Origin of the sequence: Nocardia xishanensis NBRC 101358 (assembly GCF_001613365.1) — a bacterium.
In the GTDB taxonomy this organism is placed as follows: domain Bacteria; phylum Actinomycetota; class Actinomycetes; order Mycobacteriales; family Mycobacteriaceae; genus Nocardia; species Nocardia xishanensis.
Genome location: NZ_BDCF01000035.1, coordinates 34,717 through 60,056, shown reverse-complemented (window position 1 = coordinate 60,056; position 25,340 = coordinate 34,717). Strand labels below are relative to the sequence as shown.

Here is a 25,340-nt window from a genome sequence, read left to right as displayed (position 1 = left end):
GCCAGCACAGTCACCATCCAGAGCGAATGCCTACCATCGAACCCATGACCGCGCTGATCGAGCCGCCGACGAACGATTCCGCCGCCGTGGCACTCACCCTGCTCGCCGAGGTCGACGACCTCACCGCCGAGCTCGTCGGCCGCATCCGCACCGGCGATCACGCGTACGCGGAATCGACGGCGCTCACCGATGCCGAGCTGGGGCTCGTCGTCCGCGACAACCTCGTCTCGGTGCTCGGCCAGCTCTCCGGGAATTTGGGGCGAAGGCTACAGCCGGCCACCGTGGTGGGTCGGGTCAAAGCCGAGCTCGGCGTGCCGCTGGCCGCGGTGCTACACGCCTACCGTTTGGCAGGGCGGCTGCTGTGGGAACGCGCGCTGAAAGCGTCGACCGGGACCAACCTCGATGTCCTGCCGCAGCTCGGTTCGGAGATGTGGCGGATCATCGACGACTACTCGGGCGCGGCGGCCGAGGCGTACGGCGACTATCTCACCGAGCGAGTTCGCCGCGACGACTCCGAGCGCCGAGCGCTGCTGCGCAAGCTACTCAGCGGGGACGCCAACGACCCGACCCAGCGCGACATCGCCCGCGCGCTGCACCTGCCTCCGCTCGGCAGCTTCCTCGTGGTGCACGCCGAGGCCGATCCCGAAGCGCTGGCGCCGCTGCTCGGCCTGGAGGACCGGCTCCGCGCCGAATTCATCGAATCGATCTGGATCACCGAGGCGGGCGCCCGCATCGGCCTGCTCAATCTGGCCACCGCGCGCGTGCAGGACCGGGTGCTCGACCGGCTCAGGGACCACGCCACCGGCCGCATCGGCGTGAGCCGCACCTTCACGACCGCGGGGCACGCGGGCATCGCGCTGCGCGAGGCCGAACTGGCGGGCCGCTGCGCACCGCCCGGCGCCGCCACGGTCACCGTCTACGGCAACACGCCCATTCCGCTGGTGCTCGCGCACGCTCCGTCCGCCTCGCACCAGCTCGCCGACGACGTGCTCGGGCCCGTTCTCGAGCTGCCCGCCGAGGAACGCGACACGCTTCTCGACACGCTCGCCCTGTGGTTCGAATGCGGTGGCTCCAATACCGAAGTGGCGCAACGTCTCCACTACCACCGCAACACCATTCACTACCGGCTGCGCCGCATCGAAACCCTCACCGACCGCCGCTGCTCCGATCCGAAGTCGGCCGCCGAGCTCTACATCGCGCTGACGGCCGTGCGGCTCATCGGGCTCGACCGGTCCTGAGCATTCCGGGTCCGCCGACAACGATCCGCGGACCCGGATATCACGGGGTCAGCCGATCAGATCGGCGATGCGGTCGACCTGCCCGGGATCGGAGCCGTAGCAGTACAGCATCACCTCGTCGGCGCCGAGATCGGCGAATTGCTTTATCGTCGTGCGGATCTCGTCGGGCGTGATGCGCAGGCCGGACACCATGTTGTCGGCCCAGCCGCTGAACTCGTAGTAGGCGCCGATGGCCGCGCGAGCGTCGTCGACCACATGCTGCGGTCCGAGGGCGACGTTGACCTGGGCGACCATGCGCGGTTCGCCGCTGCGGCCGTGGTCGTGCCAGGACTTGCGAACGGCGTCGAAGAGGTCACCGGCCCAGTGCGGCGGGACCGCGGAAAGGAATCCGTCGCCCCAGCGGGCGATGCGTTCCAGCGCGGCGGGCTTGAAACCGCCGAAGAGGATCGGCGGCCCGCCCGGACGGACGGGCGCCGGGCCGATCGGGCCGCACTCGGCGCCGAACGGCTCGCCGGACCACAGGTCGCGCAGCTGCGCGAGTTGCTCGTTCATCCGGCGGCCTCGGCCGCGCAGCTCGGTACCGGAAGCGAGGTGATCGTCGGCGCGGCCGCCGACGCCGAGTCCGAGCACCAGCCTGCCGCCGGACATGCGGTCCAGTGTCGCGACCTGTTTGGCGAGCAGCGTGGTGTCGCGCAGCGGGGCGAGCAGCACCTCGGTCTGCACGTTGACGCGGGTGGTCGCACCCGCGATGACCGACAGCGCGACCAGCGGTTCGGGGTTGTCGTAGACGAGGCGATCGAGCAGGCCGAGCGTAGAGAACGGTCCCGCGTCGGCGCGGCGAGCCCAATCGAGCAGAACGACGGGGTCGGAGATCGGCAATCCGAGTCCGATATGCATGGATTCCTCCAGGAAAATGGGTGGGCAAAATCTGCCGCCCACTCCATCGACCGGCATCATGCCGGCGTGGGCTCCCATTCTGCGGCTGTACTTCTGGTGAGCACCAATCGGATTACGGCCACTATAGATTCGGCGATCGCGATGCACAAATCGGAAGGGTGGACTGGCGAAACAAGCCGCGCGGCAAGCACTGTCGTTCGGTTCATGGGCAGTCGGTGGTCAGCGGGTCACCCCGCAAGGCGGCGTCGATCAGCTGCCGCACAGCCGCGTCGATCGGTTCGTCGGCGTGGGATACCCGGCGACCGGGGCAGAACGATTGCACGCTCGCGTTCGTCGCGCCGGGCAGCGGTTCCCGCTCCGCGCCCGCGTCCTCGGAGAACAGATGGTAGGCGGGCAGATCCGGGGGAAGCGCCGGTGCGGCGTTCAGCGCGGTGAGGAATGGCGACCCCGGGCTCAGATCGCGGCAACCCGGATAGAACGGGGCGCACAACAGGGCGAGCGTTTCGCCGTTCTCTGGCGTGCCGATATCGATGTAGCTGCCCACCGACGCGCGCCCGTCGAGGAACTTGACGTAGTGGCGCTGGGCGAGTCCACCCATCGAGTGACCGACGAGATCTACTCGCGCCGAACCGGTTTCGCGGCGGATCGCAGCGACCTTGTCGGCGACGGCGCGAGCCGAGTCGGCCAGCGCCGCGGTCGCGGAAGGTTCGCCGGGCAGCACCATCGCGTAGGCGGTGTAGCCGCGCGTGGTCAACCACTCCCGCAGGGTCTCGAGCTTGCCGACGTTCGCGTCGAATCCGCCGATCACCAGGACGGGATCGGCCGCGGGGGCGGCGGCCGCCGGTCCGGCGAGGCCGAGACACACCACGACCGGAACGAGAAGGGTGAGAATCCTGCGTACCGCGTCCATCGACCTGCTTCCTCGAGGCGGGATGTCGATGGGGACAGTAGCCGACACACTAGGCGGCTAATAGTCGCAGAGCTGCACCCAGTCGTTGTCTCGATCGCGGTTGTCCCTCGCGAACAGGCCCGCGTGCGAGACATACGGGACGGCCAGATCGAAATCACCGCTGCGGTAGATCAACCACTTGCGATCCTTCCCTTTCAGCAGCTCGGCATCCTCGCCACCTTCGAGGAATCCGCTGAAGCTGAAGCTGTGACTCTCGCTCTCGATCTTGTTGTTGCTGATGTAGGCGTACTGGTACGTGTAGGCGTAGAAGTAGCCCCACCCGTCCACCGTGTCGGAGCAGCTGCCCGAGTGCGAGTTCGAGTAGGACTCGGCCTGCGCCGTCCCCGCACCCGCCGCCAGCGCGACACCAGAAGCCAGCAGCGTAAACAGAAGTCGTTTCATCATTTCCCACCCACTGTGCCGATGGATCCGATGCCCACCGTCGAACACCGATCGTATGGCGGCCGCCCATCGGTCTCCTTATCGGAGACATAAAGCGCCGCAACGCCAATGGTGGTGTGGGATCAAATGACTTCGCGGTACCGCACCCGCGCTCCGGAGTACGCCGGATCGAGGGCTCGCGCGAGGAATTCGAGTTGGTCGGCCCGCTGCTGCCATGGACCTTGGTAGACGTCGAAGTGGTCGACAGGGTATTCGCGGAGTTGCGCGAGCTTTCCGGCCTTCCGAGCGGTCCTGTGAGCCGCGCCAGATGGCGCCACCAGCCCTGTAGCCCGGCTCGGCCGGACTGACCTTGGCTCGACACAACGCCGGGCGCCGAGGTGCGAACGACGGCACTGTTACGATTCCGAATCGTGTTCGAAAATCTGCCGGGCTCTCGGGTAGCCACTCGCCCTGCGCCAGTGCAGCGTCGTGGGGTCGAGCGCGCGCAGGCCATTCTCGACGCGGCCGAGGCACTGCTCGGTGAGCAGGGTTACGAAGCGGCCACCCTGAAAGCGATCAGCGACCGGGCCCGCATTCCGCTCGCGTCGGTGTACCACTATTTCGCCGACCGGAATCAGGTCGATACCGAGCTGGCGCTGCGCCATACGCACGAGCTCGACGAGCGCCTCGACGCCGCGCTGAATCGCGCCGAGCCGGACACTCTGCGGGCGGTCTGCGACACGGTCATCGACGAGTTGCTGGCCTACTTTCGCGCGTATCCGAGTTTCGTCGAGCTCTGGTACGCGGGACGCAGCGCGCCGCTGCGCGAACTCGCGCAAGCATTCGACATGGCGCAGGCGAAGCGGCTCCGGCGCTTTCTCATCGAGCGCGATCTGATCCGCGCCGATGTTTCCGAACTCGTCGTTCAGCTCGCCCTCGAGGCCGGTGACCGGCTTTTCGACGTCGCGTTCCGTGACTCGTCGACGGGCGACCGCGCCACGATCGACGAAGCGCGACGCCTCGTCACCGCCTATCTCGAGACATACGCGCCGCAGGCCTGACGCAAGGATCGCGCCCACCCATCGCGCCGTCGCGAGGGTTCGGTGAGGTCGCCATGCCCATCCACAGGCAGCGCGCCTCGAACCCTCGCCGTGGTCGGGGCCTCAGCGAATATGCGGCGATAGCCTCGCCGGACACTCCTGCCTGCACGTTCGCGCGACCGCTCGGTGGGGTCGTGAGTACGAAATGCCAAGACCGGCGCCGCATTCGCTCGGCTCCGCGTCAGAGCCGATCGGCCCAACTGTTGACAGCGTCACTGAGCGTCCCCGCTCCGCTGCCCGCGTTGGTGACGAGCCGGTCGATGCCGCCGAGACGCCGATCGAGGTCGGCGATCACCGCGTGCACGCCGGCGCCGTCGGTCACGTCCAGCTCCGCCAGTTCGACGATGCGGTCCGGGTGCCGGGCGTGGATCTCGGCGCGCACGTCCTCGAGGCGGTCCAGCCGCCGGGCCGCCAGGCCCACGTCGTAGCCGAGGGCGGTGAACTGGCGGGCCATCTCCGCGCCGAGTCCGGAACTGGCGCCGGTGATCACGATGGTCCCGCGCCGCTGGGACGATCTGTTCGAGACGGTCACCGGGCGGCTCCGTACTTGCCGAGCTCGAGTCGAGCGACCATGCCGCGGTGCACCTCGTCGGGGCCGTCGGCGAGCCGGATCGCGCGGGCCGCGGTCCAGGCGGCCGCCAGCGGGAAGTCGTTGCTCAAACCGGCGCCGCCGTGGATCTGCATGGCGAAGTCGATGACCTGCTGCGCCATGTTCGGCACCGCCACCTTGATCTGGGAGACCTCCGACAGGGCGTGCAGCGGGCCGCCCTGGTCGAGCTTCCACGCGGCGTGCAGCACGAGCAGGCGCATGGAGTCGATCGCGATGCGGGCGTCCGCGATGCGTTCCCGATTGCCGCCCAGGTTGGCCAGCGGCTTGCCGAACGCGACGCGTTCCAGGCCGCGGCGGCAGGCGAGTTCGAGCGCGTACTCGGCCAGTCCGATGAGCCGCATGCAGTGGTGCACTCGACCGGGCCCCAGCCTGCCCTGCGCGATCTCGAAAGCGCGTCCCGGACCGGCGATGATGTTGCCGGCGGGCACGCGGACATCGGTGAAGGACACCTCGCCGTGCCCGTACGGCTCGTCTTGGAAGCCCATCGTGTCGAGCATCCGTTCCACCCGGACACCGGGGGTATCCCGCGGCACCAGCACCATCGAATGCCGTCGGTGGCGCTCGGCGTCCGGATCGGTCACGCCCATGACGATCAGGATTCGGCAGTCGGGGTGGCCGATCCCCGTCGACCACCACTTGCGGCCGTCGAGTACCACCTCGTCGCCGTCGAGGACCGCGGTGAGTTCCATGTTCGTAGCATCCGAGGACGCCACACCGGGTTCGGTCATGCAGAACGCGCTGCGGATCTCGCCCGCCAGCAGCGGGTCGAGCCAGTCCCGCTGCTGCTGCGGCGAGCCGTATTTCAGCAGGACTTCGGCATTGCCGGTATCGGGCGCATTGCAGTTGAACACGTACGGAGCCATGAAGGAGCGACTCATCGCCTCCGCCACCGGCGCGTAATCGGTATTGCTCAGACCCGCGCCGCCGCGGGTGCCGTACCGCTCGGCGTAGGGCCTCTCGTGACCCGCCGGGAGAAAGAGATTCCACAGTCCCTCGGCGCGGGCCCGTTCCCGCAATTCGGCCAGCAGGGGCAGTGGTTGCCACGGGTCACCACCCTCGGCGCGCGTTCGGGCGATCTGTCGGTGGTAGTCGTGCTCGATCGGGGTGACGTGCTCGTCGACGAAGGCGCGGACCGCCTCGGTGAGCTCGACGGCCCGCGGTGACGGAGAAAAGTCCATGGCCATGACCCTAGGAAGCAGTCCGGGCGAGGAGTTGACCGAACACGCCAACAAATTCACTGATCACGACACCGGGCCGGACACTGGACCCGCGGCATGGGTGCGTTCGACGGGTCTGCGTGGCGTGCGGACGGTCGTCGAACAGTTGGCGGTATCGCCCCGCAGCTCGCAGCGCCACCTCGCGGCGGAGGGCAAGACGTTCGCGACCGTCCTCGACGAAGCCCGCCGCGAGCGAGCCATGACCCTGCTGACCGAGTCCGACCTACCGCTGGCGCAGATCGCGTCCACCGTCGGACTGCACAGCTCGGCCACCCTCAGCCGATACGCCCGCCGGGACCACTCGGGGCCACGTTCGGAGCTGCACGGACCTCAATGATCGCCTGCCGCAGGCGTTTTCCCGAGTGAGCGATGGCAGCGAGCCCGGTCCGCCCGAGGCCGCCATTCGAATCACCTCGGCTATGCGTATACGTATACTCCAATCATGGTGGATCCCCTCAGCCTCGCAGTCGGCGCCGGCCTGGTGGGCGTCGGCTGGGTTTTCGGCCGGGTCGGGCACCGGCGAACCCGATCGGGCGCGAAAGCGCTCGCCCGCTGCGGTTGCGGTCACGACCTCGCGCTGCACGACCGCGCCACGGGCACCTGTCACGCCGAGACCTCCCGCAAGGGCACGCACGGTCTGCGGGAATGGGTCCGCTGCAACTGCCGCCGGTACACCGGACCGACGCCGCTGGAAGAAGTGTTCAGCTCTCCGATAGTCCCTCCGGAGTCCTAAGGGACAGAGGGGAATTCGCGTCGCCGACGCACTCGCCCTGCGTTCAGCGGGGCCGCCGATCAGGTCATGTCCGGGCGGCCCAAAATTGGCCAGAGCCTGCGGATGTCCCAGCGCACTTCGAATGCCCTAGCGCCATTCGAATGACCTAGCGCCCTGTGAATATCCCCGCTTCCTGCGAATGTCCCAGCGTCCTGCGAATTGCCCATGGCGCCCGGATCACGAACCGATCCGGGCGCTGAAAGGGAACTAGCGGCAAGGGCTTACGGCGAGTTCCGGATTTCCTCGGCGTGTCCCGCGTGCACGGCCAGTTCGTCGAGGAACCGGTCGATGCTGTCCGACACGGCTTCGGGCGAGTCGAGACGTTCGGCCACCACGGACTCGGTGCGGTCGAGCACCGCCGCGGTCAGGTCCTGCCCGAGCTCCGCGCGCAACTGCCGATTCACCTGCGCCACGCGGTCCTCTCCGTAGCCGCGCACCCAGGCGACCTCGGCGGCCGCGGTCTTGCGCAGCTCCGCGATGATGCGTTCCGCGTCGGCGCGGGCCTCCTCGCGGATCTGAGCCACCTCGGTGCGCGCCGTCGCGGCCGCTTCGGCGAAAGCCCGCTCGGCCGCGGCCAATCGGGTCGTTGCCTGCGAACTCTCCTCCAGTTGTCCGCGAATCGTCTGCTGGGACCGCAGCATCGCCGCTTTCACTTGCGGCACAACCCATTCGACGAGCGCACCGACGATGACAGCGAAACCGAGCAGCTGACTCAGGAATACCGGCCAGTTCCAGGTGATGTCATAGATACCGTCACGCTCGCTCACCGGCGCCACCTCCGATCACGCGGTCGGCCAGCTCACGAGCCAGCGGATCGATGTGTCCGCGCAGCCGCGCGGCCGCCGCGTCCGCGTCGGCCCGCAGCCGCGTCACGGCTCCGGCGACCATCTCGTCGGACTCTACCCGCGCCCGCTCGCGCGCCGCGTGCAGGACCGCGCGACCTTCGTGTCTGGCCTGTTCGCGCACCCGCGCGGCCTCGCCGCGCGCCTGCGCCACCGAGGACCGCACCCGGCCCTCGGCCGCCTCGAAGAGCTCCCGCGCTCGCTGCCCGTCGAGGGCGGTCTCGGCGACGCGGGCTTGCCGCTCGGCGAGCACATCGCGGATCGGTGGCACCACGAACAACCAGACGACCGCGAGCACGAGCAGGAAGATCGACAGTTCGACGAAGAAGGTGCCATTGGGAATCAGAAAGTTCTGTCCCGCAAGGGTTTGCGTGCTCATGTCATTACTTCCCCGGCGCGGCGAAGGCGAACAGCGCCATGAACGTCAGGTTGATGAAGTAGACGGCGTCCACCAGGCTGACCGCCATCAGATAGTTGCCGCGCAGCCTGCCCTCGGCCTCCGGCTGCCGGGAAACGCCGTTGATCAGCGCCGAACCCGCCATACCGTTGCCGTATCCCGCGCCGATCGCACCGCCGACCATCATCAGCCCGCCCGCGAGCAGGGCCGCCGCCTGGACGATCGTCTCATGGGTCACGTCTGCCATTTCATTCTCCCTTTCCCCGTTGATCTAGGAATGCGTGGCCGGAATACGAAGGCGCCCGGCGCGGTTCAGTGGTTCTCGTGCTCGCGCACGGTGGCCTGACCGAAGTAGAGGATGGTGAGCAGCGCGAAGATGAAAGCCTGAACGATCCCCACGAACAGGTCGAACAGCTTCCATGCGGCGTTCGGTGCCCAGCTGAGCCAGGCCGGGAGCAGCGCGATCACCGAGATCATCACCCCGCCGGCGAACATATTGCCGAACAACCGCAGCGCCAAGGAGAGCGGTTTCGCCAATTCCTCGATGACGTTGATGAAAACCATTGGGCCCCAGCCCGTGTGCCCCTTCAGCACCTGCTTCACATGGCCGATCGGGCCGCGCCGCGCCACGCCCGCGGCCTGGTAGCAGACGAACACGAACAGGGCGAGCGCGTAGGTGAAGTTGACGTCGGCGGCCGGTGGTTCGATGAGCTCACCGTCACCGTATTGCACTGGTAGCATGGACAACCAGTTCGACAGCAGTACGAAGACGAACAGCGTCACCGCCAACGGCAGCACGAAGGGCGCGACCCGAAGGCCGACTGCGCTTTCCACCTGGCCGCGCAGCTGCACCGTCACGGTTTCGAAGAACAACTGCACCCCGTTCGGGACGCCGGACGTCAGCCTGACGCGCAGCCAGAACGCGAGTCCCAGTACGACAGCGGCCGCGACAACGGTGGCGAGAATGGTGTCCACGTGGAACGCCATATCGAAGGCGTATGCCATTTCATGGTGTCCACTTCGACTTTCGTCATCGCGCACCTCGCACTACCGGCGCCGAGACGGCGAGCAGAACGGCCAACTGGAAAGCCACCAGCCCGAGGAGGATGCCGAATCCATCCGGCCGCGCGAGCACCCCGACGATCAACGCGAATCCCGTGACACCGAACAACCGCAACCCGCTCGTCGCCGCCAACCACTGCTTGCCCGACGCGATGTCACCTGCCGAAATCCGGGCGACGGCGAGCCGGGTGAGCCACGCGTTCAGATGTCCCAATCCCATTCCCGCGCAAACGAATAGCCCCAACGCCAACCGATCCAGCATCCCGGCCACCGCCATAACCACGGTTCCCACTCCGACGGAGACGATGATCGGACGACGGTCCGCACCGACCGACATGATCCCTCCCATAGCAAATGATGTGATGATCCGCAGTAGAAGAACTACATTCGGTCACACCATCATTCTCTCTTACTACTGGCCGTAGTACAAGAGTTTCGGACAAATCGGACATCCACTCCCCCGTCGAACCTCAGCGGGCGGCGTCGTTCGATATACGCGCGGATCGGCCGGGACGATGCGCTCGACCCGACCGACCGGCGAAGGGTTAGAACATGCCGTTCTGATTCAACGCGTCCTCGGGGATGTCCTGCATGACGTCCCAGTGCTCGGCCAACCTGCCGTTGTCGAGGCGGAAGATGTCCATGATCGCCACTCCGCGCCGACCGGGGACACGGACCGCGTGGACGTGCGCGACGACGTAATCGCCCTCGGCCACCAGGCGTTCGACCTTCACGGACAGTGCGGGGAACGTCTGCCCGAGAAACGCCAGACGCGCTCGAAGCCCTTCGACGCCGTCCGCGATGAGTGGGTTGTGCTGGATGTAATCGTCGGACAGGTATCGGCGCGCGGCGCCGAAATCCTTTCTGTTGAAGGCAGCTTCGTAGAAGGCCGCCACGATCTCTTTGTTCGACTCGAGGGTGTTGCCAGTGGTCATCACATCGGCTCCATGACTGAACGGCTGTAGCGCTACAACCGTAGCGCTACAGCGGTTCGAATACAATGACGCCCATGGCGGAGGATCAGGCAGACAACCGGCGATCGCGCGGACGCAATCCGCGCGGCCAAGGCGAGCGCTTGCGCGAGGAGATCTTGGTCGCCGCGATGCGGATACTCGACGAACTCGGCGACGACCAAGCACTGTCCATGCGCACGGTGACACGGGCGATCGGCATCGCCGCCACGTCGATCTACCTCCACTTCGACGATCGGGACGCCTTGGTGCTCGCGGTGTTGAACCGGTGTCACGACGATCTGATGCGAGCCATGGCGGAGGCCGAGTCGAGCCATGCCGACCCGGCAGACCAATTACGCGCTCGCACAATGGTTCTCGGCGAATGGGCGGATCAGCACCCGGGGCTGTACGCGGTACTGCACGAGAGTGCCCTGAACCAGCGCACGGATATGGCTTTCCGGAAGGAGCTGGCCGACGGCACCGTCGCCGCGGTGCGGCGGTGCATGGACGCCGGGCTCGTTCCGGCCGGGGACGCCGCGACGATCGCGCTGGACCTGCGAGCCGCGGTGCACGGTGCGGTGTCGATGCGTCTGCATCAACCGGATCAGCCGTGGCCGCCGCTCGAGGAACAGGTCGAGCGCTTCCTCACCAAGCTCGTCGGTATACGGCCGTGACGGGACGGACGGACCGCGGGGGAGCCGCGCGAAGCTCGAATCCGATCACTTTCGCCAGAAGAAGTGGTGCGTCACCCCGCTCGGACTCGGAATCCGCTCCAGGTGGAAGCGGTCGGTGAGTTCGCCGGGGCTCGTCCACAACCTTTCACCGCGACCGAGTTCGACCGATGCGACGGCGACGTGCATCGTGTCGATCAGGTCGGCGTCGAGGAATTCACGGACCGTGGCGACGCCGCCGCCGATGCGCACGTCCTTGCCTTCGGCGGCGTCGAATGCTTGCGCCAGCGCCTCCTTCGGCGATGCGTCGAGGAAGTGGAACGTGGTCTCGCCCAAGGTGAACGAGGGCCGCACGTGGTGGGTGAGGACGAACACCGGTGTGCGGAACGGCGGTTCGTCGCCCCACCAACCCTGCCAGTCGTAGTTCTCCCACGGGCCACGCTGCGGACCGAATTTGTTGCGCCCCATGATCTCCGCGCCGATGTTGTTGCGGAAGTCGCGGGCGCAGTAGTCGTCGAGGCCGTAGGTGCCGCCGGGTTCGGTCCGGGTGGGCCAGTGCGCGGTGGCGCCCGCCCAGGAGAAGAGAGCACTCGGGTCGGCGTGGCCGAACGGGCGCTCGAAGCTCTGCCCCTCCCCCGAACCGTATCCGCCACTGGACACGTCGAAGTTCTGAACGCGGACCAACATCCTGGCCAACCGTCTCGCGAAACTCGTCGACGCGGGCCTGCTCACCCGCCACGACGACCCGAGCCACCGCCAGAAGGTCGAGTACCACCTGACCGAGGCGGCGATCCAGCTCGTCCCGGTCATGGCCCAACTGGGAGCGTGGGGCGCACGCTGGTTGGCCACGACGCCCGAACTGACCGTCCGCGCCGAACTGCTCGCCGCGGGCGGTCCCCCGCTCTGGGAACGATTCATGGCCGAACTCCGCGCCACCCATCTCTCCGGAGCTCCGACGCCGGCCGACGGAGTGCTCGCGGAACTGACCGCCGCCTACCAGGAAGCAGTTGCGGCCGCCGACTCCAACGGCGAATAGAGGCCCGACGCGGCCGCCCGACGACCCTTGATGTCTTTCGGCTGAGGAATCGGTCAGCGCGGCGGCGCGGCCAGCCCGGCGAAGACGATCGACAGCACCCGCTGTCGCCGATCGGAATCCCACCCGCCTCGCACCGCACCCTGCGTAGTGCTGATCAGCAGCGCGAGGACATCGTCGGCGGTGACGCCCCGATCCACAGTCCCAGCGGCCTGGGCCTTGACCAGCAATCTCGCCAGCGTGTCGGCAAATCCGCCGATCGCGCCGTCGATGGGTACGGCGGTCCCCACACCGGCGAGCAGTTCGACGATCGTCTTCCTCTCCGCCGCCTCGGCAACGAGATGCGCGAAGAACGTGAACAGCGCGGTGGCGGGATCACCGTCGCGAAGGAGCCGGTCCGCTTCCTCCCCGAGCCGTCGCAGCAGGTCTTTGACGATCGCGGCCAGCAGCTCCTGCTTGGTGGGGAAATGACGGAAGACCGTGCCGACCGATACCCCTGCGCGCCGGGCGATTTCCTCGGTCGACCCCGCGACGCCTTGGTCACCGAAGACCTGCTCGGCCGCGGCGAGGACGCGGGCACGGTTGCGCCGCGCGTCCGCCCGGCGCGGTGCGGCATTGCCGGATTCGTTGGACGCCAACGATTCCCATCCTTCCGCGGACTCTGGACAAACGGAGTGCTGACTCATATTCTCAGAACGAAAGCGGAGTCGCCACTCATCTTGTGGCTGCGCCAGTCGACGGGGGAAGGAACCAACTCATGACGACCACGACCGAGCAGACGTCGGCCGAGCGGCTGTTTCACCGATTCCTCCGCCATGTGCTCAGCGATCCCGCTGAATCCATCGATACGAACCTGTGGGCGACCGACGTGGTCATCGAAGTCCCGTTCGCTCCCGGCGGGATGCGACGGATCGAGGGACGCGACCGATTCCTCGCGCTCGCCGAAGAGGGACGCCGTGCACTCCCGGTGCGCTTGGAAGAGGTCCGCGACGTCGTCGTCCATCGCAGCGTCGACCCGGACGTCGTCATCGGCGAATACGAGCTGGCAGGCACCCTCACCGCGACAGGGCAGCCCGCCTCGGCACGGTTCATCAGCGTGCTCACCGCGGGCAACGGGCAGATCGTGCACTGGCGTGAGTATCAAGACACCCTCGCGATGCTCGCCGTGCTGGGCTCGCAGCCGGCTTGATCACGACAGCACCAACGATTCGACGCAACGACCGTACTCCTGTCGAGGTCGCGCCGCCCTGAGCGAGCGGCCAGGCGCGGTCTGAGCAGGACTGATCACCTGGGGCGATCCCGCCGACCACAGCGGACGGCAGGGCGGATCTGGCGGTATCGCCCCGCGTCCGGTGATTGCGCACACGCCGAAAATAGGTATGTCCCCGGTAGCTCTACCGTCGCGCGTCCCCGCGCCGAGCACGACGCTGTACTTCGACACAGCGGTCACGATCAGGCCAGGACGTCTCATGGAGCATTACAAGACAGACACAGGACGGTGCGCGGGCGAAACCAACCAGCGGCGCGATCGGACGACGTTGATGATCCGGCGGTGCACCAGCTGCGCGACACTGCTCGCGCCGCTGACCAGGACGTGTTCGTCGTGTCAGTCGCCGGCGCTGGAGTGGGTCTCCTCGTCCGGCGAGGGGTCGGTCGTGTCGTGGAAAGTGCTGCATCGCCCAGCGGACAGCAGTTCGGGCGAGTGGGAGACCTCGACGATCGCCATCGTCGAGCTCGATGACGGCCCCTGGCTCTACACCACGCTCGAGGGCGAGATCCCCCCGCCCTCGGACGAGCCGGTGCGTGTGCGGTTCGAGCCCCAGCCCACCTCCGACCGGTTCCCGGTGTTCACCACCAACCTGCCCGTCGATCTGCCTCGAGCCGGAACCGGCAGATCCGAATGCAGACACGCGATCAATCCGAAAGGTAGGACAGTGAAGGCTCCGACGACCAACGAGAACACCTACGACTCGACCTGGGTTCGGTCGTCACTACACCAATGCGATTTCCTGGCGGCGACGAGATCGCTCGACGCCGACGAGAGGTCCTTGGTCAGGTTCGCTATCCGATGGGCCCCGTTCGGCGGCGCAGGCGCGGGTGAACTTCTCGTCACCTTCGGCGTCACCCGCTGGCGATTCGTCCAGATGATCAGCGACGCCCTCCGCCCGCGCACCGGAGACAACCAGAACGTACGCACCATCAAACGCAACCTCCTGGACGCCCTGAAGTGGGGCTGGCGCGTATATCCGGACTCCTCCGTCGGTCACCGGTGAAGCGGGCCGGTCTGCTCTGCGCGAGAACGCCGTTCGTGGTTTCGACCGGTATCGAGCCCCTGCGGTAGCTGAGGTCGCGTGGTGGTAACAATCGTTCGTGGCCGGGTGCGGAGCTGCTAGATTTGCGGGGATTCGCCGTCGACATGCCGTTTCTACGACCGTATGAGCGTCAGGGAGGCAGGACGATGAAGGCGTTCGTCATGAAGGCGATCGGGTCGGTGGGGTTCACCGAGAAACCCGTCCCCGAGCCCGGCCCGTTCGATGCCGTCGTACGGACCACCACAGCCCTGATCTGCACATCCGACTCGCACACCGTCCGCGGTGGTATCGGGCCGCGGGAAAACCTGACCTTGGGTCACGAGGCCGTCGGGGTGGTGCACGCGGTCGGTAGCGAGGTGGAGCACATCCGTCCGAACGACCGTGTCCTCTGCGGCGCGATCACCCCGGATTGGGGTGATGCGGCCTCGCAGAACGGGTTTCCTTCCCAGTCGGGTGGACCACTCGGCGGTTTCAAGTTCGCCAACTCCAAAGATGGTGTTTTCGCCGAGTATTTCCACGTCAACGATGCCGATGCGAATCTCGCGGTCATTCCGGACGGTGTCCCGGATGAGTGGGCGGTGTATTGCGCCGACATGCTGTCGACCGGATTCATGGGCGCGGAGAAAGGCAACATCCCGATAGGCGGCACCGTGGCCGTCTTGGCGCAGGGGCCGGTGGGCTTGATGGCGACGGCGGGAGCGAGATTGCGCGGTGCGGGTCTGATCATCGGTGTGGAGTCGGTGCCGGAGCGTCAGTTGTTGGCCCGCGCATACGGCGCGGGCGAGATCATCGATTACACGAGCGAGGATGTCGTCGAGCGTGTCCTCGAACTGACCGGCGGCGAGGGCGTCGACACCGCGATCGAGGCGCTCGGCGCCGATGCCACCTTCCAGACGGCGGTGAAGATCACCAAGCCGGGCGGAACGATATCCAACCTCGGGTACTTCGGCGACGGAGAATTCGTCCGGATCCCCCGGGTGGAATGGGGAGTCGGCATGGCCGACAAGACGATCGCGAGCGGACTGTGTCCGGGCGGCAGGCTCCGCATGGAGCGTCTGCTGCGCGTCCTGGAGTCCGGTCAGGTCGATCCGACGCCCATGACGACACACGAATTCGCTTTCGAGGACATGGAGCAGGCGTTCGAGATCTCGGACAAGAAACTCGAGGATGTCGTGAAAGTGCTGATCCGTTTCGGCTGACGACCGCCGCCACTTCGCTTGCCCGCTGCCGGGGAAGAGGTGAGATGCACGATCCCGATCCACCGTTGAGGCCGATTCGCCGCCGAGACGGATACCTCCCGCTCGAGGACTACGGGCTGATCGGAGACGGCGCGACCGCCGCACTCGTGGGTGTGGACGGCACGATCCCCTGGCTGTGCATTCCACGCTTCGACGCCGAACCACTGTTCTGCGGACTGCTCGATCACGAGCGCGGCGGGTCTTTCACCGTCGCGCCCGCGAACTTGCTCGAAGGCCGCCAGCGGTATCAACCTGACACCGGCGTACTGGAAACCGAGCTGCGCTGTGAAACCGGAGTCGTCCGGTTGACCGATGCGATGGCTCTGCGCTCCGGCGCCGACCTCGGCGACGACGCTCCGGCCAACCGCGCCGAACTCGTTCGCTCGGCGGTCGTCCTCGACGGACACGTCCGTTTGCACGTCGATATCTCGCCGCACGGCGGCGGCGAGGTGCGGCAGGTGTTCAGCGGTCTCGAGATCCGCGCGAAGTCGCAACCGCGCCTGCGGCTGCATCTGCGCGGCAACCGGCCGATGACCGGCCTGCACAGCACCTACGACCTGGAACAGGGAGAACGGCTCGACCTGGTGTTGTCCTGGGGACGATTCCATCGCCACCACCGGTTCGACGCCCCGTCGATGCTGTACGACACCGCGCACGCGTGGCGCTCCTGGTTGGCGGGCTGCAATTACGACGGCCCGCGCAAACCCCTGGTCCGGCGGGCGGCGATCACCCTCAAGCTCTGCGACCACTGGGTCAACGGCTCCGTTGTCGCCGCACCGACCTCCTCGATCCCGGCGCCGATCGGCGGCATCCGCAACTGGGACTACCGCTATGTCTGGATTCGCGACGCGGCCTACGCCGTATACGCCTTACGCCGCATCGGCTTTCAGGGCGAGGCCGATGCGTTCCTCGGATGGGTTCTCGACGCGTTCGAACGCAGCGACGGGCCCCGCATCATGTACGACATCGACGGCGACCCCGTACCCGACGAGACCGAGGCCACCGATCTGGAAGGCTATCGGCGCTCGGCTCCGGTCCGCTGGGGTAACGGCGCCGCCGACCAACGCCAGCACGACGTCTACGGCGAGATTCTCGATTGCGCCGACCAGTGGCTGCGCTCCGGCGGAGAGATACAGCCGGTGCTGTGGTCGAGCCTGGCCCGCTTGGCCGATGCGGCCGGTCGGTCGTGGGAGGAACCGGATCAAGGCATCTGGGAAGTGCGCAGCTCAGGCCGCGCGTTCACCTACAGCGCAGCACTGTGCCAGGTCGCGCTGGACCGAGCCGCCGCGATCGGCGAACGCTTCCGCCTGCCGGGGCCCGTCGGCACGTGGCGCGCCACCGCCGCTCACATCCGCGAATCCATACTGAAACGCTCGTGGGACGATCGCGCGCAGACGCTCAGCGCGCATCTCGACGGCGGCGGAGCCCTCGATGCGAGTTTGCTCGCGCTGCCGCTGCGGCATGTCGTCCCCGCCGATCACCCGCGCATGGTGGCGACGACCGCGGCCGTCGCCGATCGCCTCGGCGCCGGAGACGGTTTGCTGTACCGCTACCTGCACGACGAATCACCCGACGGCCTGCCCGGCGACGAAGGCGCCTTCGTCCTGTGCAGCTTCTGGTTGGTCGACAACCTGACCCTGCAAGGCCGCATCGAGGAAGCCGAGCAGCTCTACGACTCATTGTGCGACCGCGCCAGCACGGTGGGCCTGTTCTCCGAGCAGATCGACCCCTCCACCGGCGCGTTCATGGGCAACTTCCCGCAGGCGTTCAGCCACATCGGCGTCATCGCCAGTGGCGTGAACCTCGCACGCGCAAAGGCGGACCGGCGATGATCCAGCGACTTGTCATCTTCGGCGGCACAGGCGATCTCACCGGACGCTATCTCCTGCCGGGGCTGGCCGCACTGTACGAGTCCGGAAAGCTCGATCCGAGCTTCCGGATGGTGTGCGCCGATCTGAAAGACTGGGACGACGAACAATTCCAGGCATGGGCTGACGCCCACCTCGATCAGCATGCCGCCAACACCGCGGCCGCTAGCAGGCGAGCGATCACAGCCGCCGCACGATACCGGCGAGCCGATATTCAGAACCCGCTGGAGGTGGCCGAAGCGATCGCCGGTGACGGTCCGGTGGCCCTCTACCTGGCGCTGGCTCCCGCATTGTTCCCCGCGGCGATCCAGACGCTGCACAGCGCGCACCTGCCCGAGGGCAGCAGGCTCGTGCTCGAGAAACCGTTCGGCGAGGACCTCACCAGCGCCGAGACTCTCAACCATCTACTGGCGGACCTGGTCCCGGAACAGGCCGTCTTCCGGGTGGACCACTTCCTCGCCATGACGACCGTGCAGAACCTGCTCGGCAGCAGGCTGGCCAATCGCGTCCTCGAATCCCTCTGGAACAGCGCGCACATCGCGAAAGTCGAGATCATCTGGGACGAGACGCTCACCGTGGAGGACCGGGCCGGGTACTACGACAACGTCGGGGCGCTCGAGGACATGGTGCAGAACCATCTCCTGCAATTGCTGTGCCTAGTGGCCATGGAACCTCCGATCACGCTGTCCGAACGCGATCTGCGCGACCGCAAAGTCGACGTGCTGCGCTCGATACGCACCCTCACCGACGACGACATGCCACGCCGCACACGCCGAGCCCGCTACAGCGCGGGCACGATCGGCGATCGACAGGTCCCCTCCTACGCCGACGAGCGCGGCGTCGACCCGCAACGGCGCACCGAGACCTTCGCCGAAATAGAACTGGCACTCGACAATTGGCGGTGGTCGGGAACGGCGTTCGTGCTGCGCACCGGTAAGGCCCTCGGCGCGGACCGCAAAGAAGTCGCGATCCACTTTCGTCCCGTACCCCACATGCCCTTCGGCGACGAGGGGTCGACATCACCGAACGTCCTGCGGTTCACGCTCGACCCCGAGGGCCTCACCCTCGCTCTCACGGTCGTCGGATCCACCGTGGGCACCCTGGTCCCGCTCACGATGACCGCGCCGATCCACCCGCCGGAACTTCCCGCTTACGGACGGCTCCTGCTGGATGTCCTGACCGGAAACCCGGCGCTGTCCATCCGCGGCGACGAAGCGGAACAGGCATGGCGGGTCGTCACTCCGATCATTTCCGCTTGGTCGCGCGACCTCGTGCCGCTCGACCACTACCCTGCGGGCTCGCTCGTACCGAGCGGTGTCGGCGACATCCGATGAACGCCTCGGACACGCCCGGCCATCCACCGCCACCGTGCATCGTCGTCATGGGTGTTTCCGGGACCGGAAAACTACGATCGCTCGCCTGCTGGCCACGGCTCGGCATTCCCTTCGCCGACGCGGACGACTTCGACCGACCGGCGAACGTCGCCGAGATGTCCTCGGGCGCCCAGTTGGACGACAGCGATCGCGGACCCTGGCTCGCCGCGGTCGGTCGCTGCCTCGCTTGTTCGAGAAGCCACCGGCACACCGCAATCCGAATAGTTTCGGCATTCCTCGCGCGGCGGTGACGAGCGGCCTCCCTTGGACCGGCGCGTGCCCGTCGTATATTCAACTCCCGCACCGTCGATCAGGAATACTGCGCAACCCAGCGTCGCTCCGGCCGACCGGATCGGCTGCGTCACCCCTTCACCTTGTCGGAGAGGTTCGAATCATGCGTTTTTCCCACTCTGTCGTAGCCGCGGTGGTTGCAGTCCTGCCTGTCGTGTTTCCGGCCGCTCCGCCAGCGGCGGCGGCGCCCGCCGGCGGCATCGTCGACCGAGAGGTCACGTTCTCGGTCCGCAACGTGAACGAATCGGGCGTGCCGTGCGGAACCGACGGCGGAACCTATACGGTGCACGGCCACCTCACCGGTCCGGCGGACGCGTTGGCCGGGGGCACCGCCGCCGGCGCGTCGCTGTATCTGCACGGTCTCGAGCTGGGCGAGTGGTTCTGGCGGTTCGGCGATGTGCCCGGCTACGACCACGCGCGGGAGATGGCCGAGCGCGGGCACGTGTCGGTCACCGTCGACCGGCTCGGATACGGCGCCAGCGGTCAGCCGCAGGGAACGCTCAGTTGTGTGGGCGGTCAGGCGACCATCGCCCATCAAATAGTGCAGGACTTGCGATCCGGCGACTATTCGGCGGACGGCGGTGCGGTGGCCTTCCAGCGCGTCGCGCTGCTGGGCCATTCGCTCGGCGGCGCGGTCACGCAGGTCGAGGCATATTCCTTCGGTGATGTGGACGCCATCGGTGTCTTTTCGTATTCGGATCTGGCCCTGACCCTCGAGCAGCTGGCCGGCACCCTGTCGTGGGGATCCACCTGCCTCACCGGTGGACAGCGATCCTCGGCAGGCGCCGCGGGCTACAGCTACCTGACGCCGAGTGTCGAAGCCTTTCAACAGGATTTCCTGGCTCAGTCGCCACCGGACGTGCGGGCCGCCGCAACCCCGCTGCGTGCGCTGAACCCGTGCGGTGACATGGCCTCCCTTACCGAGGCGACCCTGATCGACCCGCTCCGCTTGGGCGCGATCACCGTGCCGGTCCTGGTTCTGACCGGCACCCGGGACCGGGTGTTCGACGTGGATCGGGCTCGCTTCCAAGGCAATCTCTACACCGGCAGCGCGGACGTCACCACCGTCGTCCTGGACGGTGCGACCCATGGCCTGACCATGGAGCCGACGGCCGCGCGGTTCCGGGATGACCTCGGCTCCTGGTTGGCTGCCCGTGGGTTCTGAATGGCGGGGTTCTGTCTGTTGATGGACGACGGGATTCGGCGCGGATACCACGCGCGCGGGTGACGAACGAGCCGGGGCGCGCCGAGTGATGGCGCGCCGCATCGAATGGTTCGAAATATGTCTCGCCGACCGCAAACATCCCGCGACTCCTACCGCGCCTGCACGACCATGGGAAGCTCGGCAATATATTCAACCAAGTGGTTGACGATCACCGTCCGAGGCGCGCATACTCAACCATGTGGTTGAACATGAATCCGATCAGCTGGACGCGCTGTTTCACGCGCTGTCGCACCCCACGCGGCGGGCCATGTTGCGCAGGCTGGCCGATGGCGAGCACAGCGTCGGCGAGCTGGCCGAGCCGTACGCGATGACATTGGCCGGGGCGTCCAAGCACATTCAGGTGCTCGAGCGCGCGGGGTTGGTGCGGCGCACGGTGCACGGTCGGGTTCACGTCTGCCGCCTCGACGCGCGGCCGATCCGGGACGGCGCCGAGTGGATGCGCTTCTACGAGCGCTTCTGGACCGAACGACTCGACAGGCTCGAAGAACTACTCCGAACCGAGGACGAAACATGACAGCACAACAGATTTCCGACTACGGCACCGTGACCGAACCCGGCGCGGTGCGCATGGAACGGCTGCTGCCCGGCCCCATCGAGCGGGTGTGGCGGTACCTGACCGACGCGGAGCTGCGGCGCACCTGGCTGGCGGGCGGCGAGATGGCGCAGGCGGCGGGCGGATCGGTCGAATTGGTCTTCCGCAATTCCGAACTCACCGACGCCGACGATCCGGCGCCGCCGCAGTACGCGAACGAGCACCGCATGCGGGGCGAGGTGCTGGCGTGGGAGCCGCCGCGGCTGCTGTCGTTCACCTGGGGCGACGGCTCGGAGGTGACGTTCACCCTGGAACAGGTCGGCGAACAGGTCAGGCTGGAACTGAACCACCGCCGGCTCCCCGATCGCGGCACCCTGCTCAGCGCCTCCGGCGGCTGGCACACCCACCTCGACCTGCTCGTCGCCCGGCTGTCGGGGGGCACGCCGGAACCGTTCTGGCCCAAGCACGCCCGGCTCGAGGCGGAATACGCCGAACGCATTCCGGAGTAGCGGGGCCCGGCCGCCCTGCTCGGTCCGCGGGCAGGGCGGCGCACGGCTCGCGAACTGTTCGATGAATGCGGAGACGATGCGCTCGACGGGGCCGGGCAGGTTGTGGCCGCGTGTCGCGCGGCGGGCATGCCACTCGGCGATCCAACCCGAGGTCTGAGCATTTCCAACCCGCGGGAGGAAGATCTTTCGCGCACGCTGCGAGAAGAGTTGAAGGTGTCATTCCGGGATGCCTTTCCGGGTGTCCCGAAAGCGCTCAGTTGAAGGAAAGATCATGAAATCAACCAAATTCCGCGCAGCCGTCGCAGCGGTAGCGGTGGCACCTATGATCGCCCTCGGCTCAGGCGTTGCTACCTCAGCCCCGGCAGTCGAACCCCCCGCGCCCGTTCAGATCGCGCCCGTCTCGGACCCGGTTCCCGCACCCGATCAAGTCCAACCGGCCTTGTTGTGGTGGAACCCGTTCTTGTGGTGGGTATGCTTCGTCTTCCCGATCTTCCCCCTCGGTACGGGCATCTGCTTGGTATAACTCGCAACGTCGCGACAATGCCGAGTACGCCGCGCGTCACTCACCACCAGGTGTGGTGACTTGTAGTAATAGTGCTTGAACAAGGACAAGCACTTCGACCGGATTCGATGCCAGAGAAAACACAACGACAAGGCCTGAGGCCGTCGCGCCGATAGGTCTTGTGCGAAAAGAAAATGTGCCGACGTCATTCGCGCCGCACGGGAGCATCGCGGCCCCAGCGATGGGATGGACATGTTCAGGAAACTCGCAGTGGCCGCCATCGCACTCGCGGCAGGCGTAATGCCGGCCGGGGCGCAAGTAGGCATCGCGCATGCCGCGGACCCGGCGGTGCTCGGCGGCGGCTCTGGCATCATCGTCGCCGACCAGGGCATCTGCACGCTCACCACGATCGGGCACGATGCCGCTGGCCGGCTGGTCGGCCTCACCGCGGGTCACTGTAGTGCGGCGGGTGACTCGATCACCGCCGACGCCAACCGCGACGCCGGCGTCGTGGGCACCTTCGCCTACACGAACGCGGACATGGATTACGCCGTCATCGAGTTCGATGCGGAGCGCGTCGTCCCCGTGAACCGGGTGGGCAACACGACGATCACCGATTTGGGCGGTCCGGCGCAGTTCCCGGATATCGCCTGCAAGCAGGGCTACACCACGGGCCAGACCTGTGGACTGGCCTACGGCGATGTGTTCCAGACCAACAACTGGGCATGGACCCAGATCTGCGTCCTCCCCGGCGACTCCGGCGCGCCGGTCGTGGTCGGGACGACGTTGGTCGGCATGGTCAACGGCTACCTGTACGTGCCGTGCCTCGGACCGCAATTGGGCGGGAACATGGCCGCCATCATCGATGACATCGACGCACGCGGCGGCGTCGGCGCGGGCTTCCACCCGATCTAGCGCGCCACCGCACAGACGGAAAGGAGTCGCCGCCTTCGCGGCCGCGGCGCCGAGGCCGCGAACCGGACATCACCGAACTACCGGCCGGGGCCCTACCCGATCGTGGTAGTCGATCACGCCGCTCTCCATGGCACGTTCGACCAGGAACACTCGTTTCTGATTCGGCGGCAGGGCTTCGACGTCGAAAATCTTGAACAACGCTCGCATGTGGGTTTTGACCGTCGCGACGCTCAGGCACAGATCATGGGCAATCTGCCAGTTCGACGCGGGGTAGGTGAACGTGGTCTGCGAGTCGTACGGGCGGCACAGCGCTTCCAGAATCAGATATTGGGCGTCGGTCAGCGCATTCCGGGTCGGCAGCCTGACCTGGACCACCGTTTTCTCGTCCTCGGACGGTCGACCGTCGGTGAAGACGAACACCGATTTTCCGAGGCGAATCGAATCGCCGGACTCGAGTTTCCGGAATCCGCCGATCCGTTCGCCGTTGACGAAGGTCCCGTTCATCGACAAACCGTTGTCGATGACGACCCAGCGGCCGCCGACGCGTTCGATGATGGCGTGCAGACGTGAAACGGTCGCATCGGCCGTCACGGTGATATCGGCGGCCTCCGACCGCCCGATCGTCATCCGGGTGGCGCCGTGATCGAGTGGAATCTCGCGCCAGCCGCCGTGCCGGTCCCGATGGCCCAGAGTGGCACCACCGTCCGGCTGTGGTCGCGCACGCTCATGTACTGCTGAGTACGATCCGTTCCACAGCGCCTGTTGTCCATATGGCGTGGCCATGATGCGTGTTCCCGATCCGAAGTACCGTCATCACAACGAGCACCCCGACCCATAACACAGAATGCGCTATCTTTCGGCAAATTGCACGTGGTCAGCGCCTCGAAGTGCGGAATTCGGGGGGACCGTTCGTGCCAGTAGTCCAATTTTCACGCTTCGTCCGGACCTCGAGTGGATGCCTGCCGACCCCTCACGGGCGGAAGACGACCCTGACGCACCCTTCACGCCTGTTCTCGAACAGGTCGTAGCCGCTGACCGAGTCCTCGAGCGGCATGTCGTGGGTGATCAGATATGCCGGGTCGAGCTCCCCGCGGCGGACGTAGTCGAACAACAGCGGCACGTACCGCTGGCCGTACTGCTGCGCGGTGCGGATGGTCACGTTCTTGGTGGTCACCGCACCCATCGGGAACTTGTCCAGCAGGTCGTAGACGCCGAGCACCGCGACGACACCGCCCTTGCGAACGGCCAGAATCGCCTCGCGCAGCGCCGTCGCGCGATCGGTCTCCCCGTGCAGCAGCTGTTTGGCGCGGTCGTAGATCCGGTGCAGACCTGTACCGTGCCCACCCATCCCGACGGCGTCTATGCATGCGTCGGGTCCTCGCCCGCCGGTCGCTTCGCGCAGCGCCTCCGGCACGCTCTCCACGGCGGTGCAGTCGATCGTCTCCGCGTCGAACTCCTTGCGCGCCATGGCTAGCCGTTCGGGCAGCCGATCGATGATCACCACCCGTTCCGCGCCGAGCAGGCGCGCGCTGTGACCGGCCATCAGACCCACGCCGCCGCTCCCCCACACCGCGACGGTGTCGCCGGGGGAGATGTCGCAGAAGTCGGCGCCCATGAATCCCGTCGGCACCGCGTCCGACAAGAACAGCGCCTGCTCGTCGCTCACTTCCTCCGGGACTGCGAAGCAGTTCACGTCCGCGAACGGCACCCGGACGTACTGCGCGTGCGAGCCCTGATATCCACTGAGCGGGTGGCTGGACCCGTACCTGCCCGCCGTCGGGAAGCCGAGAACCGGCTGTTGCAGTTCGGGGCACGGGTTCGTCGTGTCGCACAGCGAGTGCAGGTCGTTCGCGCAATACCAGCACCCGCCACAGCCGATGAAGGACGGCACGACGACGCGCTCGCCGACCGCGTGCGCGCCGACCTCCCTGCCGATCTCCACCACCTCACCCATGAACTCGTGACCGAGCACGTCGCCTTCGCGCATGCCAGGCAGGCTTCCGTCGATGACGCGCAGGTCAGAACCGCAGGTCGTGGTCAGCCGGACCCGCACGATGGCATCGCGCGGAGTGATCAGCGTGGGCTCGTCGACTGTTTCGACCGTCAGATCGTCGACACCGTTCCAGCAGAGTGCGCGCATGTCGCCTCCTCGGTCGGCGGGCAGCCGCCCGCGTGCTGGGAACTCCCCTGTGCGCTTCCCCGACCGCCTACCCGGCGACCCGATAGGCAAACACCGCCCGCCGCGCCGGTGCGGACCACCCCCTCACGGTGGTCCGCACCGCACGAGACCGCAATCGCCGCGGGCGCCGGCAGCGGCATTCGCAATTGCAGACAAACTAGACGATCGTCCAATTCTTCGCGAGGTTTCCGCTCACCACTATCGAAATCCTTGTCGCCGCGCCGGGCGCACCGCTTGGATTGCCGGGTTCAGAAAAGGCGGGACGGCGCGAACG

Annotated in this window: 30 protein-coding genes; 15 read left to right on the top strand and 15 right to left on the bottom strand. The window is 67.0% G+C overall.

What is annotated here, in order from left to right; translation table 11 throughout:
• The first annotated feature begins 44 nt into the window (after window positions 1-44).
• Complete coding sequence (locus NX1_RS24460; protein WP_068063765.1) at window positions 45-1,238, top strand: PucR family transcriptional regulator; 1,194 nt, start codon at window positions 45-47, stop codon at window positions 1,236-1,238.
• 48 nt (window positions 1,239-1,286) lie between these two features.
• Here NX1_RS24460 and NX1_RS24455 read toward each other — a convergent pair whose 3' ends face one another.
• The 3 genes from NX1_RS24455 to NX1_RS24445 all read right to left on the bottom strand — a co-directional run bounded on the left by NX1_RS24455 (window position 1,287) and on the right by NX1_RS24445 (window position 3,486).
• Window positions 1,287-2,135 (bottom strand): LLM class flavin-dependent oxidoreductase, encoded by an 849-nt coding sequence (locus NX1_RS24455; RefSeq protein WP_068063828.1) that lies wholly within the window; start codon window positions 2,133-2,135, stop codon window positions 1,287-1,289.
• 202 nt (window positions 2,136-2,337) lie between these two features.
• Window positions 2,338-3,045, bottom strand: a complete 708-nt coding sequence (locus NX1_RS24450; RefSeq protein WP_068063763.1) for an esterase/lipase family protein — start codon at window positions 3,043-3,045, stop codon at window positions 2,338-2,340.
• A gap of 57 nt (window positions 3,046-3,102) precedes the next feature.
• On the bottom strand, window positions 3,103-3,486 hold the full coding sequence (locus NX1_RS24445; RefSeq protein WP_157120020.1) for a hypothetical protein: 384 nt from the start codon (window positions 3,484-3,486) through the stop codon (window positions 3,103-3,105).
• A 458-nt stretch (window positions 3,487-3,944) separates the two neighbouring features.
• Between NX1_RS24445 and NX1_RS24435 the strand changes: the two genes are divergently transcribed.
• Window positions 3,945-4,526, top strand: a complete 582-nt coding sequence (locus NX1_RS24435) for a TetR/AcrR family transcriptional regulator (protein ID WP_245668660.1) — start codon at window positions 3,945-3,947, stop codon at window positions 4,524-4,526.
• 220 nt (window positions 4,527-4,746) lie between these two features.
• Here the strand turns inward: NX1_RS24435 and NX1_RS24430 are convergent, their stop codons facing one another.
• Both NX1_RS24430 and NX1_RS24425 read right to left on the bottom strand, forming a co-directional pair.
• The gene (locus NX1_RS24430) at window positions 4,747-5,097 is read right to left on the bottom strand and encodes an SDR family NAD(P)-dependent oxidoreductase (protein WP_245668659.1); all 351 of its coding nucleotides are present in this window, start codon (window positions 5,095-5,097) and stop codon (window positions 4,747-4,749) included.
• A complete protein-coding gene (locus NX1_RS24425) occupies window positions 5,094-6,353 on the bottom strand; it encodes an acyl-CoA dehydrogenase family protein (protein WP_068063826.1) in 1,260 nt (419 codons plus the stop codon). The genes NX1_RS24430 and NX1_RS24425 overlap by 4 nt, the downstream gene beginning before the upstream one ends.
• Between NX1_RS24425 and NX1_RS24420 the strand changes: the two genes are divergently transcribed.
• Both NX1_RS24420 and NX1_RS24415 read left to right on the top strand, forming a co-directional pair.
• A complete protein-coding gene (locus tag NX1_RS24420; protein WP_068063752.1) occupies window positions 6,352-6,729 on the top strand; it encodes a helix-turn-helix domain-containing protein in 378 nt (125 codons plus the stop codon). The genes NX1_RS24425 and NX1_RS24420 overlap by 2 nt on opposite strands.
• Before the next feature lie 105 nt (window positions 6,730-6,834).
• Complete coding sequence (locus tag NX1_RS24415; RefSeq protein ID WP_068063750.1) at window positions 6,835-7,125, top strand: hypothetical protein; 291 nt, start codon at window positions 6,835-6,837, stop codon at window positions 7,123-7,125.
• Between the two features lie 260 nt (window positions 7,126-7,385).
• On the opposite strand, the gene NX1_RS24410 is transcribed toward NX1_RS24415, so the two are convergent.
• The 6 genes from NX1_RS24410 to NX1_RS24385 form a co-directional block, all read right to left on the bottom strand.
• Window positions 7,386-7,931, bottom strand: a complete 546-nt coding sequence (locus NX1_RS24410) for a F0F1 ATP synthase subunit B family protein (protein WP_169812277.1) — start codon at window positions 7,929-7,931, stop codon at window positions 7,386-7,388.
• Window positions 7,918-8,385 carry a F0F1 ATP synthase subunit B family protein gene (locus tag NX1_RS24405; RefSeq protein WP_068063746.1) on the bottom strand — a complete coding sequence of 156 codons (468 nt, stop codon included), beginning with the start codon at window positions 8,383-8,385 and terminating at the stop codon, window positions 7,918-7,920. Before NX1_RS24405 ends, NX1_RS24410 begins: the two co-directional genes overlap by 14 nt.
• A gap of 4 nt (window positions 8,386-8,389) precedes the next feature.
• Window positions 8,390-8,650 (bottom strand): ATP synthase F0 subunit C, encoded by a 261-nt coding sequence (atpE, locus tag NX1_RS24400; RefSeq protein WP_068063744.1) that lies wholly within the window; start codon window positions 8,648-8,650, stop codon window positions 8,390-8,392.
• A 65-nt stretch (window positions 8,651-8,715) separates the two neighbouring features.
• Window positions 8,716-9,408 carry a F0F1 ATP synthase subunit A gene (atpB, locus tag NX1_RS24395; RefSeq protein ID WP_084501721.1) on the bottom strand — a complete coding sequence of 231 codons (693 nt, stop codon included), beginning with the start codon at window positions 9,406-9,408 and terminating at the stop codon, window positions 8,716-8,718.
• A 25-nt stretch (window positions 9,409-9,433) separates the two neighbouring features.
• Complete coding sequence (locus tag NX1_RS24390; protein WP_157120018.1) at window positions 9,434-9,802, bottom strand: hypothetical protein; 369 nt, start codon at window positions 9,800-9,802, stop codon at window positions 9,434-9,436.
• Between the two features lie 208 nt (window positions 9,803-10,010).
• The gene (locus NX1_RS24385; protein ID WP_068063737.1) at window positions 10,011-10,400 is read right to left on the bottom strand and encodes a nuclear transport factor 2 family protein; all 390 of its coding nucleotides are present in this window, start codon (window positions 10,398-10,400) and stop codon (window positions 10,011-10,013) included.
• A 74-nt stretch (window positions 10,401-10,474) separates the two neighbouring features.
• Between NX1_RS24385 and NX1_RS24380 the strand changes: the two genes are divergently transcribed.
• Window positions 10,475-11,092: a TetR/AcrR family transcriptional regulator gene (locus NX1_RS24380; RefSeq protein ID WP_157120016.1), complete on the top strand. Its 618-nt coding sequence runs from the start codon at window positions 10,475-10,477 to the stop codon at window positions 11,090-11,092.
• Window positions 11,093-11,137: 45 nt separating this feature from the next.
• Here NX1_RS24380 and NX1_RS24375 read toward each other — a convergent pair whose 3' ends face one another.
• Window positions 11,138-11,776 (bottom strand): dihydrofolate reductase family protein, encoded by a 639-nt coding sequence (locus tag NX1_RS24375; RefSeq protein ID WP_068063733.1) that lies wholly within the window; start codon window positions 11,774-11,776, stop codon window positions 11,138-11,140.
• Between NX1_RS24375 and NX1_RS38870 the strand changes: the two genes are divergently transcribed.
• On the top strand, window positions 11,775-12,125 hold the full coding sequence (locus tag NX1_RS38870; RefSeq protein ID WP_084501720.1) for a winged helix-turn-helix transcriptional regulator: 351 nt from the start codon (window positions 11,775-11,777) through the stop codon (window positions 12,123-12,125). The genes NX1_RS24375 and NX1_RS38870 overlap by 2 nt on opposite strands.
• A gap of 53 nt (window positions 12,126-12,178) precedes the next feature.
• Here the strand turns inward: NX1_RS38870 and NX1_RS24365 are convergent, their stop codons facing one another.
• Window positions 12,179-12,760 carry a TetR/AcrR family transcriptional regulator gene (locus NX1_RS24365; protein ID WP_068063731.1) on the bottom strand — a complete coding sequence of 194 codons (582 nt, stop codon included), beginning with the start codon at window positions 12,758-12,760 and terminating at the stop codon, window positions 12,179-12,181.
• Window positions 12,761-12,879: 119 nt separating this feature from the next.
• Between NX1_RS24365 and NX1_RS24360 the strand changes: the two genes are divergently transcribed.
• The 9 genes from NX1_RS24360 (at window position 12,880) to NX1_RS24315 (ending at window position 22,887) form a co-directional block, all read left to right on the top strand.
• Window positions 12,880-13,311: a nuclear transport factor 2 family protein gene (locus NX1_RS24360; protein WP_068063728.1), complete on the top strand. Its 432-nt coding sequence runs from the start codon at window positions 12,880-12,882 to the stop codon at window positions 13,309-13,311.
• 280 nt (window positions 13,312-13,591) lie between these two features.
• On the top strand, window positions 13,592-14,395 hold the full coding sequence (locus NX1_RS38115) for a Zn-ribbon domain-containing OB-fold protein (protein ID WP_068063726.1): 804 nt from the start codon (window positions 13,592-13,594) through the stop codon (window positions 14,393-14,395).
• A gap of 185 nt (window positions 14,396-14,580) precedes the next feature.
• On the top strand, window positions 14,581-15,633 hold the full coding sequence (locus NX1_RS24350) for an NAD(P)-dependent alcohol dehydrogenase (RefSeq protein ID WP_068063723.1): 1,053 nt from the start codon (window positions 14,581-14,583) through the stop codon (window positions 15,631-15,633).
• Between the two features lie 44 nt (window positions 15,634-15,677).
• Window positions 15,678-17,504 carry a glycoside hydrolase family 15 protein gene (locus NX1_RS24345; RefSeq protein ID WP_068063721.1) on the top strand — a complete coding sequence of 609 codons (1,827 nt, stop codon included), beginning with the start codon at window positions 15,678-15,680 and terminating at the stop codon, window positions 17,502-17,504.
• Window positions 17,501-18,874 (top strand): glucose-6-phosphate dehydrogenase, encoded by a 1,374-nt coding sequence (locus NX1_RS24340; RefSeq protein ID WP_068063719.1) that lies wholly within the window; start codon window positions 17,501-17,503, stop codon window positions 18,872-18,874. Before NX1_RS24345 ends, NX1_RS24340 begins: the two co-directional genes overlap by 4 nt.
• A gap of 433 nt (window positions 18,875-19,307) precedes the next feature.
• On the top strand, window positions 19,308-20,369 hold the full coding sequence (locus NX1_RS24330) for an alpha/beta hydrolase (RefSeq protein WP_157120014.1): 1,062 nt from the start codon (window positions 19,308-19,310) through the stop codon (window positions 20,367-20,369).
• Between the two features lie 238 nt (window positions 20,370-20,607).
• A complete protein-coding gene (locus NX1_RS24325) occupies window positions 20,608-20,943 on the top strand; it encodes an ArsR/SmtB family transcription factor (protein ID WP_068063712.1) in 336 nt (111 codons plus the stop codon).
• Window positions 20,940-21,470 carry an SRPBCC family protein gene (locus tag NX1_RS24320; RefSeq protein ID WP_068063711.1) on the top strand — a complete coding sequence of 177 codons (531 nt, stop codon included), beginning with the start codon at window positions 20,940-20,942 and terminating at the stop codon, window positions 21,468-21,470. Before NX1_RS24325 ends, NX1_RS24320 begins: the two co-directional genes overlap by 4 nt.
• 754 nt (window positions 21,471-22,224) lie before the next feature.
• Window positions 22,225-22,887, top strand: a complete 663-nt coding sequence (locus NX1_RS24315; RefSeq protein WP_068063824.1) for a chymotrypsin family serine protease — start codon at window positions 22,225-22,227, stop codon at window positions 22,885-22,887.
• Between the two features lie 69 nt (window positions 22,888-22,956).
• On the opposite strand, the gene NX1_RS24310 is transcribed toward NX1_RS24315, so the two are convergent.
• Together NX1_RS24310 and NX1_RS24305 are read right to left on the bottom strand one after the other, a co-directional pair.
• Window positions 22,957-23,514, bottom strand: coding sequence for an FHA domain-containing protein (locus NX1_RS24310; protein ID WP_245668657.1), 558 nt, complete (start codon window positions 23,512-23,514; stop codon window positions 22,957-22,959).
• Window positions 23,515-23,857: 343 nt separating this feature from the next.
• Complete coding sequence (locus NX1_RS24305) at window positions 23,858-25,027, bottom strand: zinc-dependent alcohol dehydrogenase (protein WP_068063709.1); 1,170 nt, start codon at window positions 25,025-25,027, stop codon at window positions 23,858-23,860.
• Window positions 25,028-25,340 lie beyond the last annotated feature (313 nt).